This window comes from Holophagaceae bacterium, from assembly GCA_016720465.1.
Taxonomy (GTDB): Bacteria; Acidobacteriota; Holophagae; order Holophagales; family Holophagaceae; genus JANXPB01.
In genome coordinates this window covers 571977-592843 of record JADKKO010000004.1, presented here as the reverse complement: position 1 = coordinate 592843, position 20867 = coordinate 571977, and the positions used below count along the sequence as shown (strand labels likewise).

9 protein-coding genes are annotated in these 20867 nt (G+C 67.8%); 8 read left to right on the top strand and 1 reads right to left on the bottom strand.

Going from position 1 to position 20867, the window contains the following annotated elements; genetic code table 11:
• The first annotated feature begins 188 nt into the window (after positions 1 to 188).
• The 8 genes from IPQ13_09940 (at position 189) to IPQ13_09905 (ending at position 20184) form a co-directional block, all read left to right on the top strand.
• Entirely contained in the window at positions 189 to 2249 is a 2061-nt protein-coding gene (locus IPQ13_09940) for an AAA family ATPase (GenBank protein MBL0211214.1), read from the top strand.
• A 186-nt stretch (positions 2250 to 2435) separates the two neighbouring features.
• Positions 2436 to 3437, top strand: a complete 1002-nt coding sequence (locus tag IPQ13_09935; protein ID MBL0211213.1) for a hypothetical protein — start codon at positions 2436 to 2438, stop codon at positions 3435 to 3437.
• A gap of 96 nt (positions 3438 to 3533) precedes the next feature.
• On the top strand, positions 3534 to 4697 hold the full coding sequence (locus tag IPQ13_09930) for a phospholipase (protein MBL0211212.1): 1164 nt from the start codon (positions 3534 to 3536) through the stop codon (positions 4695 to 4697).
• A 210-nt stretch (positions 4698 to 4907) separates the two neighbouring features.
• Positions 4908 to 6803 (top strand): hypothetical protein, encoded by a 1896-nt coding sequence (locus IPQ13_09925; protein ID MBL0211211.1) that lies wholly within the window; start codon positions 4908 to 4910, stop codon positions 6801 to 6803.
• Position 6804: 1 nt separating this feature from the next.
• Positions 6805 to 9171, top strand: a complete 2367-nt coding sequence (locus IPQ13_09920; protein MBL0211210.1) for a hypothetical protein — start codon at positions 6805 to 6807, stop codon at positions 9169 to 9171.
• Complete coding sequence (locus IPQ13_09915) at positions 9168 to 16880, top strand: hypothetical protein (GenBank protein ID MBL0211209.1); 7713 nt, start codon at positions 9168 to 9170, stop codon at positions 16878 to 16880. The genes IPQ13_09920 and IPQ13_09915 overlap by 4 nt, the downstream gene beginning before the upstream one ends.
• Positions 16877 to 18409: a hypothetical protein gene (locus IPQ13_09910; GenBank protein ID MBL0211208.1), complete on the top strand. Its 1533-nt coding sequence runs from the start codon at positions 16877 to 16879 to the stop codon at positions 18407 to 18409. The genes IPQ13_09915 and IPQ13_09910 overlap by 4 nt, the downstream gene beginning before the upstream one ends.
• Positions 18406 to 20184, top strand: a complete 1779-nt coding sequence (locus IPQ13_09905) for a hypothetical protein (protein ID MBL0211207.1) — start codon at positions 18406 to 18408, stop codon at positions 20182 to 20184. Before IPQ13_09910 ends, IPQ13_09905 begins: the two co-directional genes overlap by 4 nt.
• 31 nt (positions 20185 to 20215) lie before the next feature.
• Here IPQ13_09905 and IPQ13_09900 read toward each other — a convergent pair whose 3' ends face one another.
• Positions 20216 to 20836, bottom strand: a complete 621-nt coding sequence (locus tag IPQ13_09900) for a hypothetical protein (protein MBL0211206.1) — start codon at positions 20834 to 20836, stop codon at positions 20216 to 20218.
• Positions 20837 to 20867: the final 31 nt, after the last annotated feature.

The following is a 20867-nucleotide window of genomic DNA, read 5'->3' as shown; positions in this document are numbered from 1 at the left end:
GAATGGAGTTTGAACTGTATCTCCAAATCCTGGAATGGTTTGAAATCCTGTTTTGAACTGAGAATTCTCCATCTGCGCCATTGTTGGGCAAGATATTGCGCCTACAGTTTATAAATTCACACCTGAGAACTGATATAGAACCCCGGTGTGTGTCATTGGAATCGCAAACTGTCACATGAGGAGCACGAGTGACGATAAACAGCGACCACCCAATCGAGTCTTCTAGCCAAGATCGATTGGGCCGAGTTCGAATCGGGGAGCACATTGCTAAGCAAATTCTTGGAGCTTCCAGGGAGGCAAGTTTCGTCATCAGCATTCAAGGGCCCTGGGGATGTGGAAAATCGTCCCTATTGAATCTGATTTCTGAACACCTCCACGAGAAGGTCACATTGGTTCGCTTCAATCCATGGTTGTTTTCGGGAACCGATCAACTACTCTCCCGGTATTTCCGAGAACTGTCATTGGAGCTGTCCGGAGGTAAAGAGGAGCGGCTCCAATCGCTCTGTCAGGCACTCGATACATACGCAGGGTCTCTCTCTTCCCTACTTTCAAATGTCCCTGCGATTGACCCATATACAGGTCTCGCGAAGGTTCTTGTTTCAGCAGCTCGCTGGGTCCTAAAGAAACTGGGAACCCCGAAAAGTCTGGATGAGCTGCGGAGGAGCTTGCGGGATCAGTTCCAAAACCTTGATCGAAAGGTGGTTGTATTTATTGACGATTTAGACCGAATGAGTAAAGAGGAAGTGAAAGATATTGTCCGCCTCGTTCGGCTCGTGGGAGATTTCCCAAATCTGGTCTACGTCCTTGCTTTCGACGCGGATAGAGTGGCTGGATTGTTGGGAGAGAATGTTGAATCCGGCCGCGCATATCTGCAAAAGATCGTTCAAATCGCGCACGATGTTCCTATTGCGAGGCCCACGGACCTCGATCAAATGTGTTTCCAAGTGATGGATGAAGCGATCCAAGGAGCCTCGGTTAGGGAGCTTGACCAGAACGCATGGTCAAACCTTTGGGCCCTGGTAGTTCGGCCATTGATGAGTACTCCACGAGACATCAACCGGTTTGGTAATGCACTGGACGTCACCCTGGGCTCAATTGGGCGTGAAGTGGCTCTTGCAGACTTGTTGTCACTTGAAGCTGTCCGGGTGCTGAGACCGAAGGTGTTTGCGAGTCTTCGAGAAGCTAAGGATGCATTAACAAGCGCCACGATAGAGAAGGCAACCGCTGACTCTAGCGATGCGAAATCAATACAGGCTATTCCAAAATCAGATGAGGAGCACCGGGAGTGGGTGGAAGAAATGGTGGGACTCCTTTTCCCAGCAGCCGCTGAGGGACATCTTCAAGTACGATTGCTCGCTTCACGGAATAAGACAGAATGGGCGCTGAATCGACGAGTAGCTCTTGCAGAAGTATTTTTGACTTATCTGCAGCACACACTGCCCGAGGGCGAGATCGAGACCGAGTTTGTCGAGAAAGCCGTATCGACCATGAAGAACCATGAGGCCGTCTCGGCACTGTTGACTGAAATGGACGATCAACGGATGGAGATCTTGTTTAGGCGAATGGAGGCCTACGAGCTCAATTTCCAACCCGATCAGGTCCAACCAGCCTTATGCGCTCTACTTGACCAAGCCCATCGCTTACGTGAGGACAAGACAAGTTTCTTCGGTGGCACTGGTGATCAAGCGCTCAATCGAGTGATCTATAGATTGCTGAAGTGTGTGGTCGATGATGAAGAACGAACTAAACTCATCCAAAACACACTCCCGACATTGCTTTGGATTTCCGGCAAGTGGACCCTAGTGATAGTGGCGCGAGAATCTAAGTTCATCACAGAGCTAAAAGCAGAAGAATTGCTGAATGGCATCTACCTGGAAATTCAAAATTCAGACTCACTCCGGCTTAGTCAAGAGCCCCAGCTCTATCGCCTTATTATTAACGCCACGGCAAGCAATATAGCGCTCCATGCCCGGGTGCAGGACTTTGCACTTGATGATGGGTTCTTGTTCCAGCTCCTTCGAACAGGTATGTCGGATGGAGCAAGGCAGTCACTTGGTTCCGTTCAAGTTGAAATATTTAGCGCGCTTCCTTGGGAGGAACTAGGCAACTTGCTTGGGGAAAAAACTTTGGTCGAACGGGTCAAATCAGGCGCATCTTCATGGGATTCCCTTGCGTTACACCCACGCACATTGAAGGCCTTGAAATTGGCTGAACGCTATATTGAAGGGTGGCGGCCATCTCGGTTCTAGGGTGAGGAATCGACGCAACTAGGACCGCTAGGGCTATTGGGTTTTGCCCACCAAGTTAAAACATGCCCACTCCCTGACCCATTCTCATACTCTCCGTCGGATGCATCCGCCGGTCACCAAAGCTGTGCGGAGGATTCACGCTGACATCACAGGCCCGCCCGCAGACTGCTCTTCGGGGACATCATCATGGATCAGGCGAGGCGCATCGGACACCACATCCTCATCGAGCGGGTGGCGCTCGATCCGTTCGGCAGCCTGCACAGAGCGGTGAAGCTCAAGGAGGAGGCCTATGACCGGCACGCCCTCGTGCGCCTTTATAACGGCGAGGTGCTTCGGGACCAGGGCTTCGACAAACGCCTGCACAAGGCGAACTGGGTGATCCACGATCTGCCCCGCGAGTGGTCCTGCGGGCAGCGGTGGCGGATCGACGATTCGCAGGAGCCCCTCCTGTCCTGTGATTTCTCGCCGGGGCTCACCCTCGCCGCAGCCATCCGCGCAGCCACACGCGCGCGGAGGCCCATGCCGCCTCGCTTCGTCCTGGCCGTGCTCCAGCGGGTCGCCACAGGCATCCGCTTCCTGGACCAGATCCGGGTGGGCTTCGGCGTGCTCAATCCTCACATGGTGTGGTTGGGCTTCGATGGCTGCGCGCATCTCCTGGACGCGCCCATGGCCCCTTTCCTGGCAGAAGGCATATCCAAAATGCCAGAGGCCAGAATGGCCATGCTGCCTTTCCTGGGTTTGGCTGCGGATGATCCCGGGCGCCGGGACCTCTTCCAGCTCGGCACCCTCGCGCTGGCGGCCCTGACCTTGGCTTCTCCCCCCGGTTTCCGGACCCTGCTCCAGGAGGGCGTGCCGGCCTTGAAACGGGGCCATAGCCCAGTCCCGGAACCCCTGCGCCTGCTGGTGGCCCGGTTGCTGGGATTGGAATTTCCCTTTCCGAGTCTGCATGAGGGTGTCCGGGCCATCGAGACCCTGGCCTTTGATCCTGGATTCGAGTGTGGGGCCGTGGACCGGGCGCTCATCTTGAGCCGTGCCCATCCCGAGTTGTTCCGCCGGCAACAACGCCAGTGGAAGCGGGAAGCAAGGGCGGACTGGAACATCTATCTCCGCATGGAAAAAACCAAAGACGCCCGCGCGGCCCAGGAGGATGGAAAAGGAGGCCGGCTGTTGGTGGGTGTGACCGGATGACTCCGGCTTTCTCCGTGGCCTCTGCATCTCGGCCGTATCATCTTCGAGATAGAAATCCGCTTCGGTTCCTATCCTCGCCCAGCCCGAGAGGTCGCCATGCCCACCCGCCGCATCCCATTTCTGGCCTTGCTCCTGGCTGCGACCTTGGGCGCTCAGGTCCCCCGGCTCGTGCAGTCCATCCCCGAGGGGACCGGCCTCGCGCAGGCGGACCTGCCCTTCGCCAAGGACGTGTGGCCGGACATGATCCGCGGGGCCAAGCGCAGCATCGACCTGGCGGAATTCTATGTTTCCAACGCGCCGAGCAGCTTCCTGGAGCCTGTGCTCAAGGAACTGGAGATGGCCGGAGCCCGTGGCGTGAAGGTGCGCATCATGCTCTCCGCCCTGCTGCTGGCCGGGGACCCGCCCTCGGTGGCCCGGCTGCGCGCCATTCCGGGGGCCGAGCTGCGAGTCTTCGACTTCGGGGAAGGGAAGCGGGGAATCCTCCACGCCAAATATTTCATCGTGGACGGCGAGGAGGCCTTCGTCGGGAGCCAGAACCTGGATTGGCGTTCGTTGCAGCACATCCACGAGACCGGACTGCGATTCCGGACTCCGTCGCTCCTGGCGCCCCTGCGGCAGATCTTCGAAATCGACTGGGAATTCTGCAAGACCCGCAAGCTGCCGTTGCCGCCCAAGGGCATCGCAACCTCGCCGCCGCCCGCGCTGGAACTCGTGGCCAGTCCGCCGGGCCTCACGCCGCCTTCCATCCGGGCCGCCCTGCCCTCCTTGATCGATCTTCTGGACCAAGCGAAAACCCGGGTCCGCGTCCAGCTCCTCACCTATTCCCCGGTCTCCGGCAAGACCCGCTTCTGGCCCGCCCTCGACAACGCGCTGCGCGCCGCCGCGGTCCGGGGGGTGGCCGTCCAGCTCCTGGTCTCGGATTGGAATCTGTCCTCGCCCGCCGTGGAGCACCTGAAGTCCCTCGGCCTCATCCCGAACATCGAGGTGCGCGTCGCCTCCATCCCGGATTCCGGAAAGGGGCACATCCCCTTCGCCCGGGTCATCCACAGCAAGTACATGACCGTGGACGGGGGCCTGCTCTGGCTGGGCACGAGCAATTGGAGCGAGGACTACTTCGAGGATTCGCGGAACGTGGAGCTGATCCTCCGGGATGCGGGCCTCGCGGCGCAGGGGGATCAGATTTTCGAACAGCTCTGGAACAGCCGCTACGCCTCCCGGCTCGATCCCGCCAGGACCTACATCCCCAGAGCGCGGGATTAGGGCGCATCGGCCTTTTCCAGAAGGCCTTCGTCCAGCCATCCCGGCCCCTGGGACAGGCGGAACGCGCCTTCTGGCCACGGCTTCCCGCGTTTGGGAAGGACCGCCTCGATCGGCGGCCCGGATGGCTATCTTCGTAGGTGCTGCCACGGAGCGGCCCCGCCTCTCCACCCGCTCCTTCTCGGCGCATGGTGGTGTTTTCAGCATTCAGACATGTCCCTCCCCGAATTTTCCCGGTACGTTTTCCCCATGGCCATCTCCACAGCACGGAAGCGTTTCATCCTGGCGGGCGCAGCCGCGCTCATCCTGCTCCTCGGCGGAGGCATCGCGTGGTGGCGGATCTCCCGCCAGGTGCGCCAGGCCCTGGATGCGCCGGCCCGGAATCTCCAGCCGCTGCAATTCGCGCCCCTTCCGGTGCCGACCCTGCGCGTGGAACGCTGGGGCGGAGGCGAAGTCTCGGCCGCGGGACTCTCCCCCGACGGACTCATCACCGCCGGGGCCTTCGGCGTCATGGACGGCAGCGGCGACATCACCGCGGGTCTGCCCACGCTCAGCGTCTCGGCCCTCGCCTTGTGGCGGGGCCGGCCAGTGGCGGGGTTGGCGGCGGGCGGGCTCTTCCTGCGCCGGGACAAGACCTGGGAAGAAGCCCGCACGGGTTTCGGCACCCTCCATGTGCGCGATCTGCGGGAAACCCAAGGGGGCGAACTGCTCATCGGCGCCCAGGAAGGGCTCTTCCGCGCCGCGTGGGGCGCGGTTGTCCTGGAGCGCCTGGACGGGACGCCCGTGCGGAGCATCGCAGCGGGCCCGGGCGGCTCGCTGTTCGCGGGCGGAGAACAGGGGCTGCGGCGGCTCAGCGGCGCGCAAGCCACCGCGGTTCCCTCGCCGGATCCCTGGATCGACGGCATCGCGGTGGTGGGCAAGGAGCTGGTGGTCCTCACGCCGAAGGGCCTGGCCCGCGGGCCCCTGGAAGGCCCGCTGCTGCCGGTTTCCGGCGCGGAGGAAGCCAGCTCCTTCGCCGCATTCGGAGCCCAGCTCTTCGCGGTCTGCGAAGGCCGCCTGCTGCGTTTCGAAGCCTCCGGCCGCCCCTCGGAGGAACTGCTGTCCTCAGCCGTGAAGAAAGTCCTCGCCTTCGATGGCGTGCTTTTCGCCGACACAGAGGCGGGGCTCTTCCGGCGCGGGAGCAGCGGATGGACCCTCGCCCGGCCCCGCCCGGCCGCCCTGCCGCCGGGCCCCTGCCATGTGAACGCCCTGGCCATGCAGGATGGACGGCTGGTGGCCGGACTCTTCAACGGCGGGGTCGTCCTCGGCTCGCCGGGCAGTGCGGCAAAGGGCACACCGGATGGACAGCCGTGGACTTGGAATGCCGTGCCGGGCTCCGCCGCTTGGGGCGTCAATGCCCTGCTGTCGGCCGGGGGAATGATGCATGTGGCCAGCCTGAGAGGCGTCGCGAGGCTTTCGGGAAACCAGCTCAAGCCCGTGGAACCTCTCGATGCGGGCGCCGCCTTTTCCTTGGCTTCCACCCGGGATGGCGTGGCCATGGGCTTCGGCCAGGGCGTGCTGCTGCCGGGATCGCGGCTGCTGTCGGCCTTCCACGGCCTGCCCGGCAACCAGGCCCTCGCCCTGGCCCAGGGCCCTGGCGAATCGGACCTCCTCTTCGTCGGAACCCCGTCGGGACTCGGCGCGATTTCAGGTTCCAGGGTCGCCTGGCGCACCACCTCCGGGGACGGAAAGCTGCCCCATCCCTGGGTCACCGCCCTGGCCCACCACGGCGCGGATCTCTACGTGGGCACCTACGGCGGCGGCATCGCCCGGCGCGTCACAGCGCGCAGCGCCCCGGGGGGTCCTGGCGTCTTCGAGGCCTTTCCGGAAACGGGCGATTTGAAGGTGAACACGGGCTGCCTGGTGGAGGCCGGCGGGCGGCTCTACCTGGGCACGGACGGCCGCGGACTCTGGCGCCTCAGCGCCGATGGAAGCCGTTTCGCTCCGTTGAAAGTTCCGCTACCTTCAAGCCACGTCACCGCCATCATGCCGGGCAAGGATGCCCTTTTCGTCGGGACCGTCGAAGGTCTGGTCCGATTGCCTCTCCCCCTTCCTGAGGAATCAAACTGATATGCGCTTCGCTGTCCGCGCTTCCGTCCTTCTGTTCCTCGCCGTCGGCGCGACGCACCTGCGCGCCCAGGCGGGGCTCCTGGTCCCCACCAGCTCCGGGCGTCCTGACGCCTCCGTGCTTTCGCTGCGGGAGATGGCCATCGACATCGGCATCGCCCGGGGCTACGCGCGGGTGAACGTGCGGCAGGTCTTCGAGAACCACACCTACGCGGTGCAGGAAGGCACCTACCGCTTCGCCCTGCCCCCCAGCGCGGCGGTAGGCGACTTCGCCGTCTGGGACGGCCTGCAGCGCATCCCGGGCGTGATCCTGGAGAAGCAGCGGGCCCGCGCCATCTACCGCGAGCTGGCCCAGCAGCGGATCGATCCGGGCCTGCTCCAGCAAGGTGATGAAGAGGATGCGGACCCGGGACAGAGCGGAGCCGGCGCGCGCCCCTCCGGCGGAGCGCTCTTCTCCGTCACGGTCTCTCCCATTCCGCCCATGGCCACGAAACGACTTGAGCTGCAATTCCAGGAGGAGGTGCCCTTCATCGACGGCGTCAGCGAATTCCGGCTCGTGCTGCGCCCCCCGGACGGCGAAGCGCCCACGGCCCGCAACATCACCGTGAGAGTGAAGCTGGAGGATGGCGTTTTCGAAGCCATGCCCTCAGGCCTGCCCCTGAAAGCCAGCGCCGAGGGCGCGGAATTCACCGGCCGCGACGTGAAGCTGGGCCGCGATCTGGCCTTCCGCATCAGGCCAAAGAACACCGAGCGCCTGCGCCTCTCCGCCTTCCGGAACCCGGAGGGGCTGCTGCCGGATGGTCTCGCCCTCGCGCCCTGGGAACGCCCTTCGGAAATCCCCCCGGAGAAGGATGGCTTCTTCCTCCTGGAAGTCACACCGGCGGCGGGCGCGCCCCGTAAAACCTCCGGCGGCAAAGCTCCGAGCCCCGAATCCAAGCGGCCGGCCCAGACCCTGGCCATCCTGTTCGACACCTCCCTGGGCCATCGCTGGGCGGGGTTGGAAACCGCCTATGGGCATCTCGTGCGGACCCTGCACGATCTGAGGCCGACGGACCAGTTCGCCCTCATTCCCTACGACCGGAAACCTGCGCCCACTCCGGCGCTGAAGCACGGCACCGCAGCCGAGATCGAGGGCGAGCTCAACACGCTGCGCTCCCGCTCCCTCGGCCCCGGCGCCAACCTGCCCGCGGCTCTCCAGGCGGCGCGGAAGGCGCTCGGGAACAAGGGCCGCATCCTGGTGCTCACCAGCGGACAGGGGCCCTTCAGTTCCAAGGCGCTGGAAGCCGCGGCCGGGTCCATCCCTGTCTTCACCGCCGTGACCACCGGCGAGGCGGGCGAGGCCCTGCGCGCCGCTTCGCAGCAGGTGCTGAGCCCCACCGCCACGGAGATCGAGACGGATCTCTTCTTCCGGCGCCTGCTGGCTCCGGCCGAGAAGGCAGAGGAAAAAGCACTGGCCGGCGAAGACGAAGAAGCGCCCTTCAAGACCAGCGGCGGCGAGCCGAAGCTGCGCCACATCTACCCGGTGCTCGTGCAGCCCATGGCGGCCGGCAGCCTGTCGGGCTGGGTGGGACGCTACGCCGCGCCCCAGCCGAAGCTGCGCTTCACATTGGCGTCGAACCTGATGCCCGGCGGATCCGCGTCCCTGGACACGGCCCTGCCCGAAAAAGCGCTGGATGCCCGCGATCTGCCGCGGCGCTGGGCCCGCGCCCGGGTGGACGACCTCCTGGCGCGCATCGAGGCCGAAGGCGAGAAGCGCGAGTGGATCGAGGAGATCATCGCCCTCTCCAAGCGCTACAAATTCATCACGCCGTACACGGCCTTCCTGGCGGCGCCGCGCTCGCTGCTGCGCCCCCGGCGCATCCAGCCCGGCGACCCGGTGCTGCGCGTGGAATGCGACGAGGGCACCCGCGCCGCCACGGCGCTCTTCCCCTTCGGCCTGAAGCTCGATCTGACGCGCCGCCCCGGGACCACCGTCTGGGAGGGCCGCTTCCTCGTGCCCGAAGGCTTCCGCGATGGCCGCTACGCCGTGCGCATCCTGCTCCACGATTCCAGCGGCGCCCGCATTTCCGAGACCAAGCATTTCATCCTGGACGGCAAGGCGCCGGAAATCCGGCCCGGATTGCCAAGCAACGCCCGCCCCGGCGACGTGGTGCAGATCAAGGCCCACACCGACGAGGACGTGGTCTTCCTCAGCGCCCGCCTCGGGGACGGCGCGCCGGTGCCCCTGCGCTGGGATCCGGCCGCGAAGTGTTCCATCGGCCTGATGCGGGTGCCCGAAGGCCCGCCGGGCTCCCGGGAGATCATCTTCGAAGCGGTGGATGGCGCCAAGAACCGCGGCTTCGCCCGCGTGTCGCTGGAGGTGAAACCATGAAACGCCATCCCGCGATCTTCTTCCTGCTCGCCATCGGGGCCATGGGCGCCACGCGCCTGCCTTGGGCGGACATGACTCCCGCCGATTGGATCTACTCCGTGGCCACGCGCTTCACCACCGTGGATGGCCACCAGGTCCACTACCCGACCCCCACGCCGGAACTGGCTCGGTTGCTGGAAGGGCGCAAGGAGGCCGCAGCCCTGCGCCACCTGGCCGAAGCGAAGCTCGCCCTCGGCGACCGCGCAGGGGCCTTGGCCGCCATGGAGAGGTGGTCCGAAGCCGAGGGTGCCGCTGCTCCTGCGGCCGGAGCCGAGGCCTGGGCGGAAACCTCCCGCTGGGCCGCGGCCCATCTGGAAATGGCGGCCGCCTTCCGCGCCGCGGAACGCGCCCTCCCGGGCCTTTCCTCCGACAAGAAAATGGCCCTGTCCCGGGAACGCATCGCCTGGTCGGAACGGCACCCGGATTTCGCCGACACCCTTGCCCTGCGCAAGGCTCAGTCGCAGATGTTCCCGGACGATGGACCTTCCCTGGAAGCCTGGCTCCGCGCCCTCGAAAAGGCCGGACGGTTGGCGGAGGCGGACCAGGCCCTCGCCGCTTCCAAGGCCCTGGACGCCGAACGCCGCCTCCTGCTGCGCTCGGACCTCCTCGCGGACCACAAGGATCTGAAGGGCGCCTTCCAGGTGCTGGACGCCGCCATCCCGCAACCCTGGTCCATGGATGTGCGGCAGGCCTACGCCAAGCGGGTGGATGCAGGCGCGTCCAGCGCGCCGGAGGGCTGGCGCGCCACGCTGGACGCCCGCTTCGACGCCGGGGCGCTGGTCCGCCTGGCCACCTACCACCAGGGCCAGGGCCGCGGCGATGCCGCGGCGGAATTGCTGCGGCAGGTGGAGCGCCGCCACGAGAAAGGCTTCGGGCGCCAGGAATACCTGCTCACCGCGCGCCTCCATGGGGAAATCGACGCGGCTCCGGAGGCCTTCCGGGCAACCCTCGCCGCCGCCCACATGGGTACGCAGGACGAGCAGGTTTCGGATCTCGCCGCCCTGGCGAAACTCGCCTTGAAGGCTGGCGGACGCCCCATCGCCTGGGGCAGCTACAACGACGAGCACTACAAGTGGGTGGCGAGCCTGGACCGCACGCCGGGCTTCTGGACCGGCGGCCTTTCTTTCCTGCTCACCGGAGGCGATTGGAATGAAGCCCTCGCCCACCTCGAGAACGAATCCCTGCCCGACCGCACCTTCGCCACCGCCCGCGCCCTCGCGGACGTGCTGGCCCGCCGCGCGCCCAGTCACCCGGACTTGCCCGCACTCAGGGTCGCCATCATGGAGCGCCACGTGCAGCGGGGCGAAGGCCGCGCGGCCCTGAATCTGCTGAGCCAGGTCGAAACCGCCTCGCCCGCCCCGGCCCCTGGCGTCTTGGATGGCGCCCGGCGCGTGGCCCTGCTGGCCGCCCGCCAGGTGAAAGTCCCGCTCGGGGAGGAAGTGCGGCTCTACAAAGCCCGCCTCCGGCACTCCGCCGCGGACGGATCGAAACCTACGGCAAGCATCGGAAATGATGATCACCATGGGGAATCGGCGGACGACAGTTCGAGCGAAGGCGAACTCCAGGACGGCGAGACCTCCACCGCTGAAAACGAGCACGCCCGCCCCTGGACGCGCGCGCGGTCGGTCCATGCCCCCCAGATCTACGGCGGCCTGCTGGAAGAAGCCATCGCCCGCCTGGAGGACCAGGACAAAAGCCATCAGGCGTCCCTGGGCCTGATCCTCGGCGAGATGGACCGCATGCCGGACGCCGAAAACCTCTGGCTGGACCTGGCTTCGCGGCTGGAGGGCTGGAACCTCGACGACGAGCTCGGCCCCCGCTACGAGCAGGCCATCAAACGCTTCGATGGCACGGGCATCTGGGCCCGGTCGGCCCGATGGTATGCCCGGCGCAGCCGCAACGCCGAGCTGCGCCGCCTCGCCGCAGAGGTGACCGCCAAGTTCCGGGGCACCGAGTTGTTCGCGCGGGCCGACGCCGCCAGCGGTGTGCGCATGGAAATCGCGGACCAGCCGCCCATGGGCAGCCATGTGCGCATGGTGCAGTGGGCGGACTGGGTCCGGTACAAGGCCCTGGAGCGCTTCCCCCATAGCCCGGCGGTGTTCCATGAAGCGGGGCGCCTGGTGACCGCAAGCCAATGGCAGACGGACCAGAAAAAAACGGACTGGACCGCCCACAGCACGGCGCCCGTCGTGATCCCGGACGCGCTCAAGGAAGAGCGCCGCTGGGCCATTCTCTTCGTCGACGCGGGCCAGCGGGAATCCTGGTTCGCCGATGCCATGCACCACAGCACGCTCGAATCCAAGCTCATGGCTTTGGAGAGCCGCACGGATCGCAACCCCGTCGAGGAGCTGCTGCTCTTCGAAGGTTGGGCCCGGCTGTCCAAATTTGAACGTGCCGCAGGCGCCGCCGACCGGCTCGCGGCGAGCTATCCCGGCGATGGGGATCTGGCCCACCGCGTGCTTTCGCTGCACCGCAGCCTGAACGGACTGGAGACATCCCACGGCGCCGTGGCGCGCGCGCTGGTGGAGCGCGCGGCTCCGGCCCTGCTGGATCCCGCGCCCCTCTGGACCGAGCTGGGCGAGATGGAAGAGGACCGCGGCCAGTCCCAGGCCGCCATGGAGATCTGGAAGAACGTGCTGGGACGCGACACGCGGAATCCCGCGCGGATCTCCGAGCTGGCCACGCTGCTCTGGGACTACAACCACGACAAGGAAGCGCTCGCCGTGGTGGAGGAAGGCCGCAAGGCCATCGGCCGGCCGCGCTTCTTCGCCTTCGAAACCGGCGTGCTGCGGGAGAATGTGAAGGATCTGGATGGCGCCATCCGGGAGTACCTGGACGCGCTGCGCCCGGAGAGCGGCGACGGCTACTTCTCCTGGTACGAGCGGGACCAGCGCTCCCTGCGCCGCCTGATCCAGTTGATATCCCGGGAACGGGTCTACCGCCGCGTGGAGAAGCGCATCAAGGACCTCCGTCCGGGCGTCGCCGAGGACGAGCACGCGCTCGCCGCTTTCCTGCCCATGGCCACCATGGAAACACCGGATCCAGGCCTGGCCTACGACGCCGACGACTGGATGGACAGCATGGATATGCCTAATGATCCGAAAGGCCGGGAGGCTCGAGACGACAAGCGCGATGCCAACCGCCCCGCGGAACACGACGCGGTGTCGCGTCTTGGCGATGTGCTCCTGGAGAAGAGCCGCGAGATGGCCGGCCAGGCTGGTGCCCGCGAATTCCTGGATGCCGTGGAGTCCTGGAGCCGCGGCCTCATCGAAGCCCGGTGGAAGCAGGAGCGCATCGTCGCCTACCGCGACGTGATCATGGCGCGCCGGGCCAAGCTGGCCGCGGGCGAAGAAGACCGCATCCGCCTGGAGACCGCCAGGGCCCGCTACCTCGCCGACAACGGCCGCGTGGCGGATGCCGACGCCGTGTGGACGGCCCTCGACGCGCGCATCAATGCCCTGCCGGAAGGCTCCGTGAAACTGAAAGCGGAGGCTGAACGAGCGGCCTACGTGGAGCGCGCCAAGGGCCCCGCCGCGGCCGCGCAGGAATGGACGCGCATCACCGCCCGGCACCCCTGGAGCCTCGGCCTGCTGGAGGACCGCCTGGCCTTCCTGAACCGGGCCGACAGGAGCAAGGAGGCCCGGGCGGTCCTCGAAGAAGTCCTGCCCCGCGCCGCCACCGGCCACAAAGAGGGCTTCCTCGAACGCCTCACCACGGAGTCCCTCGCCGCCTCGGACCTGGCCCAGGCCCGCCGCGCCGTGACCCTGCTCCTGGCCCAGGAGAACCTGGACGAAGGCCGGCGCCTCGGCGCCATCCACCTGCAGGCGCGCCTGGCATTCAAAGAGAATCCGGCCTGGGATCCCTATCCCCTCGCCAAGGCCGAAGCCCTGAAATTGAAGCCCGAGCTGCACGCGAACCTCTACTACGAGCTGGCCCGCGCCGCGGACCTCGAGAAGGCTCTCGCACCCACGCCCGGCCTTTGGATCGAAGCCCTGAACCGGCGCACAGAACGGGATTGGCTGCAGGCAGCGGGCCGCTCGGCCCAAGCGGCCGGCAAGGGCAAGGACCTGCTCGCCTTCTTCGAAAAGCAGCGGGAACGCAGTCCCCGGGACGTCCGCTGGGCGGTGGCGGTGCGCGACATCCGGCGAGCCTTCCATGAGGTGGAGGGCGCCATCGAGGCGGCGAAGATGGCCGTGGCCGTGCGGCCAGAAAAGGAGAACCTCTGGCAGGAGGCCGTGGATCTGCTCGTCCGGGCGGACCGCATCAAGGAGGCCGCGGACTACCTGGAAGGCTGGAACCGGCCGCGCCCTGCGGATGAAAGCGTGGCCCGGTGGCGCGGCGAATTGTACGCCCGCGCCGGCGAAGGCCGCCTGGCCCTGGCCATCGAACAAGCGGCCCTTGCCACCTTCAAGAAGGAGAGCGCATCCCGCGAGGGTGCCGGAGAGGAACTGGACCAGCGCCGCGCCCGCGCGGCCTCCCGCCTCTTCGAATACGGATTGCCGGACCTGGCCCTCGGCCTCTACTCCGCGAAGGGCGACATCCGCGCTCTGGCCGGCAGCAAGCTATCGCTCAACCGCCAGTGCGAGATCGCCCTCCTCACCAACCAGTTCCAACGCTTCGTGACCATGCCTTCTTCGGAGGACCGGTTCTTCTCCACCGCCGCTTCCGTCCTGGAACGCAGCGGACGGCCGGAGCAGAAGGAGGAGATGCGCGCCTTCCTCATCCGCGCCATCTTCCCGGCCAACGCGCCGCAACCCGACAACGCGGCGCTGCGGCGCTGGTGGCCCATGGCCAGCGGCTCGGGCCTGGAACCCGGCGTGCGCGCCGCCTTGGCCCTGCGCCTGCTCGCCCAACGCCAGGGCCCCTGGCAGGCGGCACCGCCCTTGGCCTACGCCCTGTCCGTGGGCGCCGACATGGTGCAGCACAAGACCGAACACAATGAAACGTTCCCCTACTTCCACGAACCGGACCTCTCCGGACTCTGGGCCCGGGACCTGGTGCGCCGGGATCGGCCCGAGGAACTGCTGGCCTTCATGGAGCCCCGGTGGCAGGAGCTGCTGGCGGCGGTCCGGAACCAGACCGAGCTCAACGCCCAGAACCCCCGCCTCTGGTGGGCGTGGTGGCTGGACGATCCGGCCGCCCTCCAGGCCTGGGCGCGGGCGGCTTCCACCAAGCCTGAGAAGGTGCGCGAACTGGACCAGATCCTAAGCGACCGGCGCACCTGGGATCGCTTCTGGGTGCTCTCGGCGCGGAACTGGAACGCGCCGATCCTGGTGTCCATGCTCAGTCCCGATTCCCGCACCGCCTGGTTCCGTTTCTGGGAGCCGCCGATGCCTTCGGATCCCGTGCTGGCGGCCCGCCGCCGCCTGACCGAACGCGTGACCGGCGCCGTGGAGCGGTTGTTGCAGAACAAGCCTGGCTCCGCGGTGGATCCCCTGATCGTGAAGCTCCGCGGACCCCAGACCGTGGGTGAGGTCCTGGGCCGCGATGCCCGCTGGACCTGGGCCGAATTCAAGGTCCGCACCAATGCCAAGGGCGACCTCCTTGAGGTTGGCGACGACCGCATCATCGGCCAAGGCGCCGACGAAGGCCGCACCCCGGGCGCCCTCTGGGGCGACCGCCCCGGCGAGGCCTGGTACGTGCTGGAGGCCCTGGCCCGCTATCGCCAGGGCGACCACACGGCGCCCTACCTGCCCTTCGCCGTGCCCCAGCGGGGTGCCGAGACTTCGCGGGCCCTCTTGGCCCTGCGCATGGCGCAGGCGATGGGGGACCTCCCGCTCGCGCTGGAATTGGAAGCCGAGCATCCCGGCCCCGAGGCGGACCGGACCTGGCTGGAGGGCCGCGTGGGCATGATGGTGGCCGCAGGGCAGAAGGCCAAGGCCCTCGCCGCTTTCCGCGCCTATGTGCGCCTGGGCCAGGCGAAGCTCAATGAAGAACAGTTCCGCTGGCTCGCCACCCATGCGGAGGATTGGGGATTGCCCAATCCCATGGAATTGATGGAGCCCGGCAAACCCGTGGGGCCGGCCTTCCTGGCCTTCCTCCGGGACCGCAGGCCCGAAAGCGCCGCGCAGTTCTTTACGGCCGACGAGGTGGGCTTCCGCGCCGCCCTGGCCAGCCGCTGGAGGAGCCGGGAAACCCAGCTCAGCGCAGCGCAGGTCCGGGCCTGGCTCCGGGAACTCTGGACCGCGGACAGCGCTTCCGTGCCCCGCCGCGGGCTCGCGAAGCTTGGACCCGCCTACGCCCACGCGGGCGATTGGCTGCAGCGGCAGCCCGCGGCGGAGCGCCCCGCGGCGCTCGACGCGCTCGATGAAGCCCTCCTTCCTGCCGTGGCGAAGCCGAAGATCTTCCCGCTGCTGGAACAGGTCTCCGGGGACGACGTGTACGCCTTGCTGGCGGTGCGCCTGAGGCTGGCCCGGGGCGAAACCGATCAGGCCCATGCGCTCGTGGACGACATGCTGGCGGGGCTGCGCAAGGGCCAAGGCCTGAGCTATGCGTTCCGCGAAGTCCCGGCTTTCGAAGCCCAGGGCGAGGAGGACGAATCCAGTAGCGAAACCCTTCGCCCAACCGAGGACTATTCGGCCCCCGACGCCCTGGTGAAACGGCTGCAGACCTGGCTCGCGCCCTTCAAGGACGCGAAGAAAGCCGCGCCCGTGGAAGAGCGCTTCCGCAAACTCCTGAAGGAGCGCCGGGACGAGGGCGCCGTTTCCACCGCCGCCTGGAAGTTCGCCTTCACGCTGGTCCCCCCGGCGGATGCCGAGGCCCTGGGCCGTGAACTGGACGCGGCCTGGTTCCGGGGCGAGGTGCAGCCCGGGCAATTGGGCCAGATCAGCGAAGCCCTGGCCGGCGCCCTGCCCGCAGAAACACCCAAATGGCTGGCCCGCTGGCCCCGCGCCTTCACCTACGGCCAGGCCCACGCCCGGGCCGCGATCCTGGCCCGCCTGAAACAGAACGGCGAAGCCTCCCGTCTATTGGTGGAATCCCGCCGGCGCGCGCTCTGGAGCGAGCGTGAGGAGGTCCTCGCCTTCGAGGAATGGCGCCGCCTCGGCGCCCAGAACGCGCCGCAGGAAAAGGCCCCCGCGGCCTGGCTCGCCGCGCACCAGGTCTGGAATGCCAAATCCGACCCGGCCCTGCTGGCCCACCTCAAGGCCCGTCCCAACGACATCCTGTCCGCACGCTCGGCGCTCCGCAGCCTCGCCCCCCTGGACGAGGAAACCGCCGGGCGGGTGGCGCTGTGCAGCTCCATGGCCCGCTCCCACAGCGGCCTCTCGGTGGATGGCGACGGCAGCCTGATGCGGTTGCGCGCGGCCCGCGGCCTGCTCGCCTCATCGCCGCGCGCCGCGCAGAGGGCGCTTGCCAACCTGGGCCCGGAGGAATTCCTCCGCCTCGCCACGGAACGCCGCCTGAAATCGGCGGACATGAACCTGGCCCTGGCGGATCTGGCCCGCATCGCCCACCGCTCCGGCGACGAAGCCAGGGGCCGCGCCATCGCGGGCGTCCTCGCGGACCGGAATGCAGCCGCAGGCAAAGCCCTGCGGGCGGAACTCACACCGGACGCATCCCGGGGCTCCGAGGCCTTCCGGCTCGTGAACGGGCACCCCGCGCCCATCAAACCCAGGGACCTCAACTGGCCCATGCTCGCCAACCTGCTCAAGGTGGAGGGAGTCCGATGATTCCGCGTCCGTCCCTCCTCCCCCTGCTCTTGGCTTCCCTGCTCGCTGCCTCGGAGCCGCCCCTGCCGCTGCCCAACGCCCCGGTGCGGGTCGTCATCCCCGATGCGGCCGCCTTCGATACCGCCCTGCATGGGGCTTGCCGGGACTTCCTCACCGGATCCTCCGGCAACGAGGACCCGGTGGTGGCGGCATTCCGCAAAACCCAGGTGGGCTCCAAGCTGGAGGACCAGTGGCTGCGCCTTTCCAAGGATCTGCCCTGGACCTGGGACGAGATCCAGAAGCTGAGACCGCGCGCCATCGGCCTCGCCCTGTTGGAGGCGGGGCACCTGGAGGCCGTGATGGTGATCGAGACGCCCTTGGCGCAGTTGCCGGTCCCGCTGCCGGCGGGATCCAAGCGCACCTACGGTGGCGCGTCCTACGCGCTCGTCGCCCCGGGCACCGCCGACAAGGACAGCGATCCAGACCGCCGGGCGGGCCTCGCGTGGGCCCGCCTCGGCGACCGCCTCATCCTGGCCACCAGCGAACGCGCCCTGAAGCTCGCCCTCGACGCGGCGCAGGCGGGCCGCGGCCTGCAGCCGCCCCTTCCCGGCCTCATCTCGATGGAGCTGGATCTGGATGCCCTGCGGAAGGACCGCTATTTCCGCCGGGAATTCCTGTGGCCCGAAGGTCCCGAGACCGGCCGCATCCGCGCGGCGCTCCGGATGGAGGGAAACCACCTGGTGGAAGTCCGCGAAGGCTCCACCGAGCCCAGGGGCGGCGTGTTCACGTTCGAAGGCACCGCTGCCGCGGCCTCGGGCTGGGAGAGCGAAGGCACCGCCTTCTGGCCGGCCTTCCGCCGCGCCCTGCTGGAACCGATTCCCGTGCTGGCGGAGAAACCCGTGCCCGCTCTCTCGTCGTTGCCTCCGGCCACGGCCCAGGGCGGCGAGGACCGCTACATGCTGAACTTCACCCGCCCCCGCGTGGCTCCGGGGGCCCCGGCCTTCGAGGAGGGCGATCTGGCGGCCTGGAAAGCTTTGTCGGCGAAGCAGGCCATCCCCTCCTGGGGCTTCCTCGTCACCAAGGATGGCGCGCGCCGCATGGCCTTCCCCTGGCCTGAGCTCCTCGACGCGGAGTTCGTCGAGCTTTGCCGGACCACCACCGCGCGCCGGACGGGCCGCGCCACGGTCGTGAAAACGCCCGAAGGCCAGGAGATCCGCGTGGGACCGGCTCTGCCGGTGCTGGCCCTGCGCCGCACCGGGGGCATCCTCTGGGTGGCTGCCTCGGCCAAGGATCTGGAGTCTGTGCCCACCCCAAAGCGCGATGCCGCCCTCGTGCGCTGGGGCCGGGTGGATCTGGCGGCTGCGCGGGCCGAAGGGGTCCGTTGGGAGAAGGTGGAAGGCCCCTCCCGCCCCGAGCAGGTGCGCCCCTTGTCTGACCGCATCCTCGGCCTCCTGGGCTGGATGCCAAAGACCACGGCCCTCAGCGTCGAACGGCGCAAGACCGCCACCGGCTGGACCGAGCGGATCGTCTTCGAGGGCGAAGTGAAATGAAGTTCGGCCCGGGGTGGATCTTCCTGCTCCCCGCTATTCTTGCCGCGCAATCCCCCCGCCTCACCACCTGGACGCTCGAACAGGGGCGATGGGTCCCTGGCCCCGGGGCCACCGCGGCGCCCCTCGCCGTGGGCTCCCTCCAGAAACCCTTTGTGGCGAAGGCCTGGGCGGCCGCCCATCCCGCGGCCGCCCCGCCCCGCTACCGCTGCGGTTCCGCATCCGCCTGCTGGCTCCCCTCCGGCCATGGCGATCTGGGTCTGGTCCGCGCCTTGGCGGTGTCCTGCAATGCCTACTTTCGGGCCCTGGCGAAAGACACGCCCCCGCAGATCCTCGAAAGCACCTTCCACGCCGAGGGCTTCTCATCCCTGCCGCTGTCCCCGGACCTCGCCATCGGTCTGGTGGGACCCGAAGGCGCCCCGACCATCGCCCCCAGGGACCTGCTGGAAGCCTACGGCCGCCTGGCGCGCGAGCCCTGGCCGGTGGGCGAGCCCGTTCGCGCCCAGGTGCTGGCAGGCCTAAGGGAGGCCGCGCTGAAGGGCACAGCCGGGGCCCTAGGCCAGCGGGGCTGGTGGGCCAAGACTGGAACCGTGCCGAGCCCGGACGTCGATCCCACCCGCACCACGGGCCTCCTGGTGGCCACGGATGATGCCGGGTGGGCCATCCTCGCCCGCCTGGAACCGGGCACCGGCCGCCAAGCCGCGGCGGCCCTGGCTCCGGCCCTGGCCCGTTGGCGTCCCTGGCAGGCCGCCCGGACCGCCTCGGCAGCGGTGGTCCCTCCGCCACCCAAGCGGGAGCCGCCCGCAGCGGCTTCGGCAGGAATGCCCAGCGTCCGCGTGCGCATCCTGGATCTCCTCGGCGCGCAGCAGCTCGAAGTCCGCAACCTTGGCGCCGCGCCCATTCCCGCCGTCCGGGGCTACCTGGGACCTGGCGCGGCGCGGAGCCTCCGCGCGGGGGACCGCATCGGCCCGGGCCTCCTGGAACTGCGCGATCCCGCCACCGGGCTGGCGCGGCGCCTGGAGGGCAGCCTCGTTTGCGGACGCACCTCCAAGGGCGGTGTGAGCCTCACCGCCACGGTCGCGGTGCGGGAATATGTGTCCGGGGTGCTGGCCGCGGAGCTGCCCCACGCCGCCCCGGCGCGCCGCATCGAGCTGGGGGCCGCCGTGCTGCGCTTCCTGGCCCAGGGCCCGCGGCACAGCGGCGCCGAAGTCTGCGACAGCACCCATTGCGCCTGGTTCCTGGGGCGCGGGCCGAGGGTTGCCTGGGTGACGCCGCGGCGGGCCGTGCATCCGCAGGAGGAGGCCGTCGACACGGTCGATGCGCTCAATGGCCTGCCGGATGCCGATTGGGTTGCTGTGGGTGCAGCCGCCGCGCGCCCTGGCCCCGCCCTCTGGACCGCCCACTGCGGCGGCGCGCCGCTCTCCCCGCACGCGGTGTGGGGGCAGGGCGACACGACGATCCAGGCCTGCGCCCGCCATATCAACGGCCCGGCCCGGCCCTGGATCCGGATCTGGAAGGCCGCGGATCTGGCCAAGGCCTTTGGCGCGGCGGTGCGGGGCCTGCGGGTGGACACGGATGCCGGCATCTGGCGTCTGCGGGTCGAAAGCGACCGGGCGGCCTGGTCCCTGGGCTATGACCAGGCCCACCGCCAGCTTGCCGTGGCACTGGGATGGGACGCCCTGCCCAGCCCCGCCGATGCCATCGAGGCCGTTCCCGGCGGTTTCCGCGCCACCGGCGTGGGTTGGGGGCATCGCGTGGGGCTCTGCCTCGGCGAATGATTGCAGCCCGTGGATGGCCTCCTGCGAGGGATCACCCCGGTACTGGCTCGGCCCGGTTCCGCGAGGCTCGCCAGGCCGCGAACCGGAGCCCGAGGAGCCCGAGCAGCAGGGCGAAAAAGGGCCCGTAGGCAAGGGGGTCCTGCGCCACGGGGAGCCCGAAACCCTTGAGGAATCCCAAAAAGATCAAGTACGTCCCCACCCGGTGGAGGCGCTTCCAGCGCCGCGCCCCCAGCCATCGGACGGCCTGGTCGTTGGAGGTGGCCATCATGAAGAAAATCCAGAGGTAGAGGAATCCTCCCGGGAGGATGGCGGCCAGCCCGCCCAGATTGCCGGAGGCTCCGTGGAGGACCAGGAGCAGGATGGCGGCCAAATGATAGAGGTGGGAGATTCCGAAGGAGAGACCCAGATAACGGCGGTTTTTCAGCAGATATTTCGAAAATGAGCCAGGAACCAGCGTGCCGAGCGGCCCTGCGGCGAAACCAAGGGCGTAGAGGGCGAGGGAGGTCCGGGCCGTGGCCCGGATGATGGCCCGCAAGGCCTGGGGCTCCGCCCCATGGAACGCCCCCCAGATGGCGGCGACCATGGCCCCCACGGCGAGTGTGGTCCAAAGGACCAGGACCGGACCGTTCCAGAGTCGATTCTCAGGCTTCATACAAAAATCTCCTCCGCCGGCAAGCCGATGG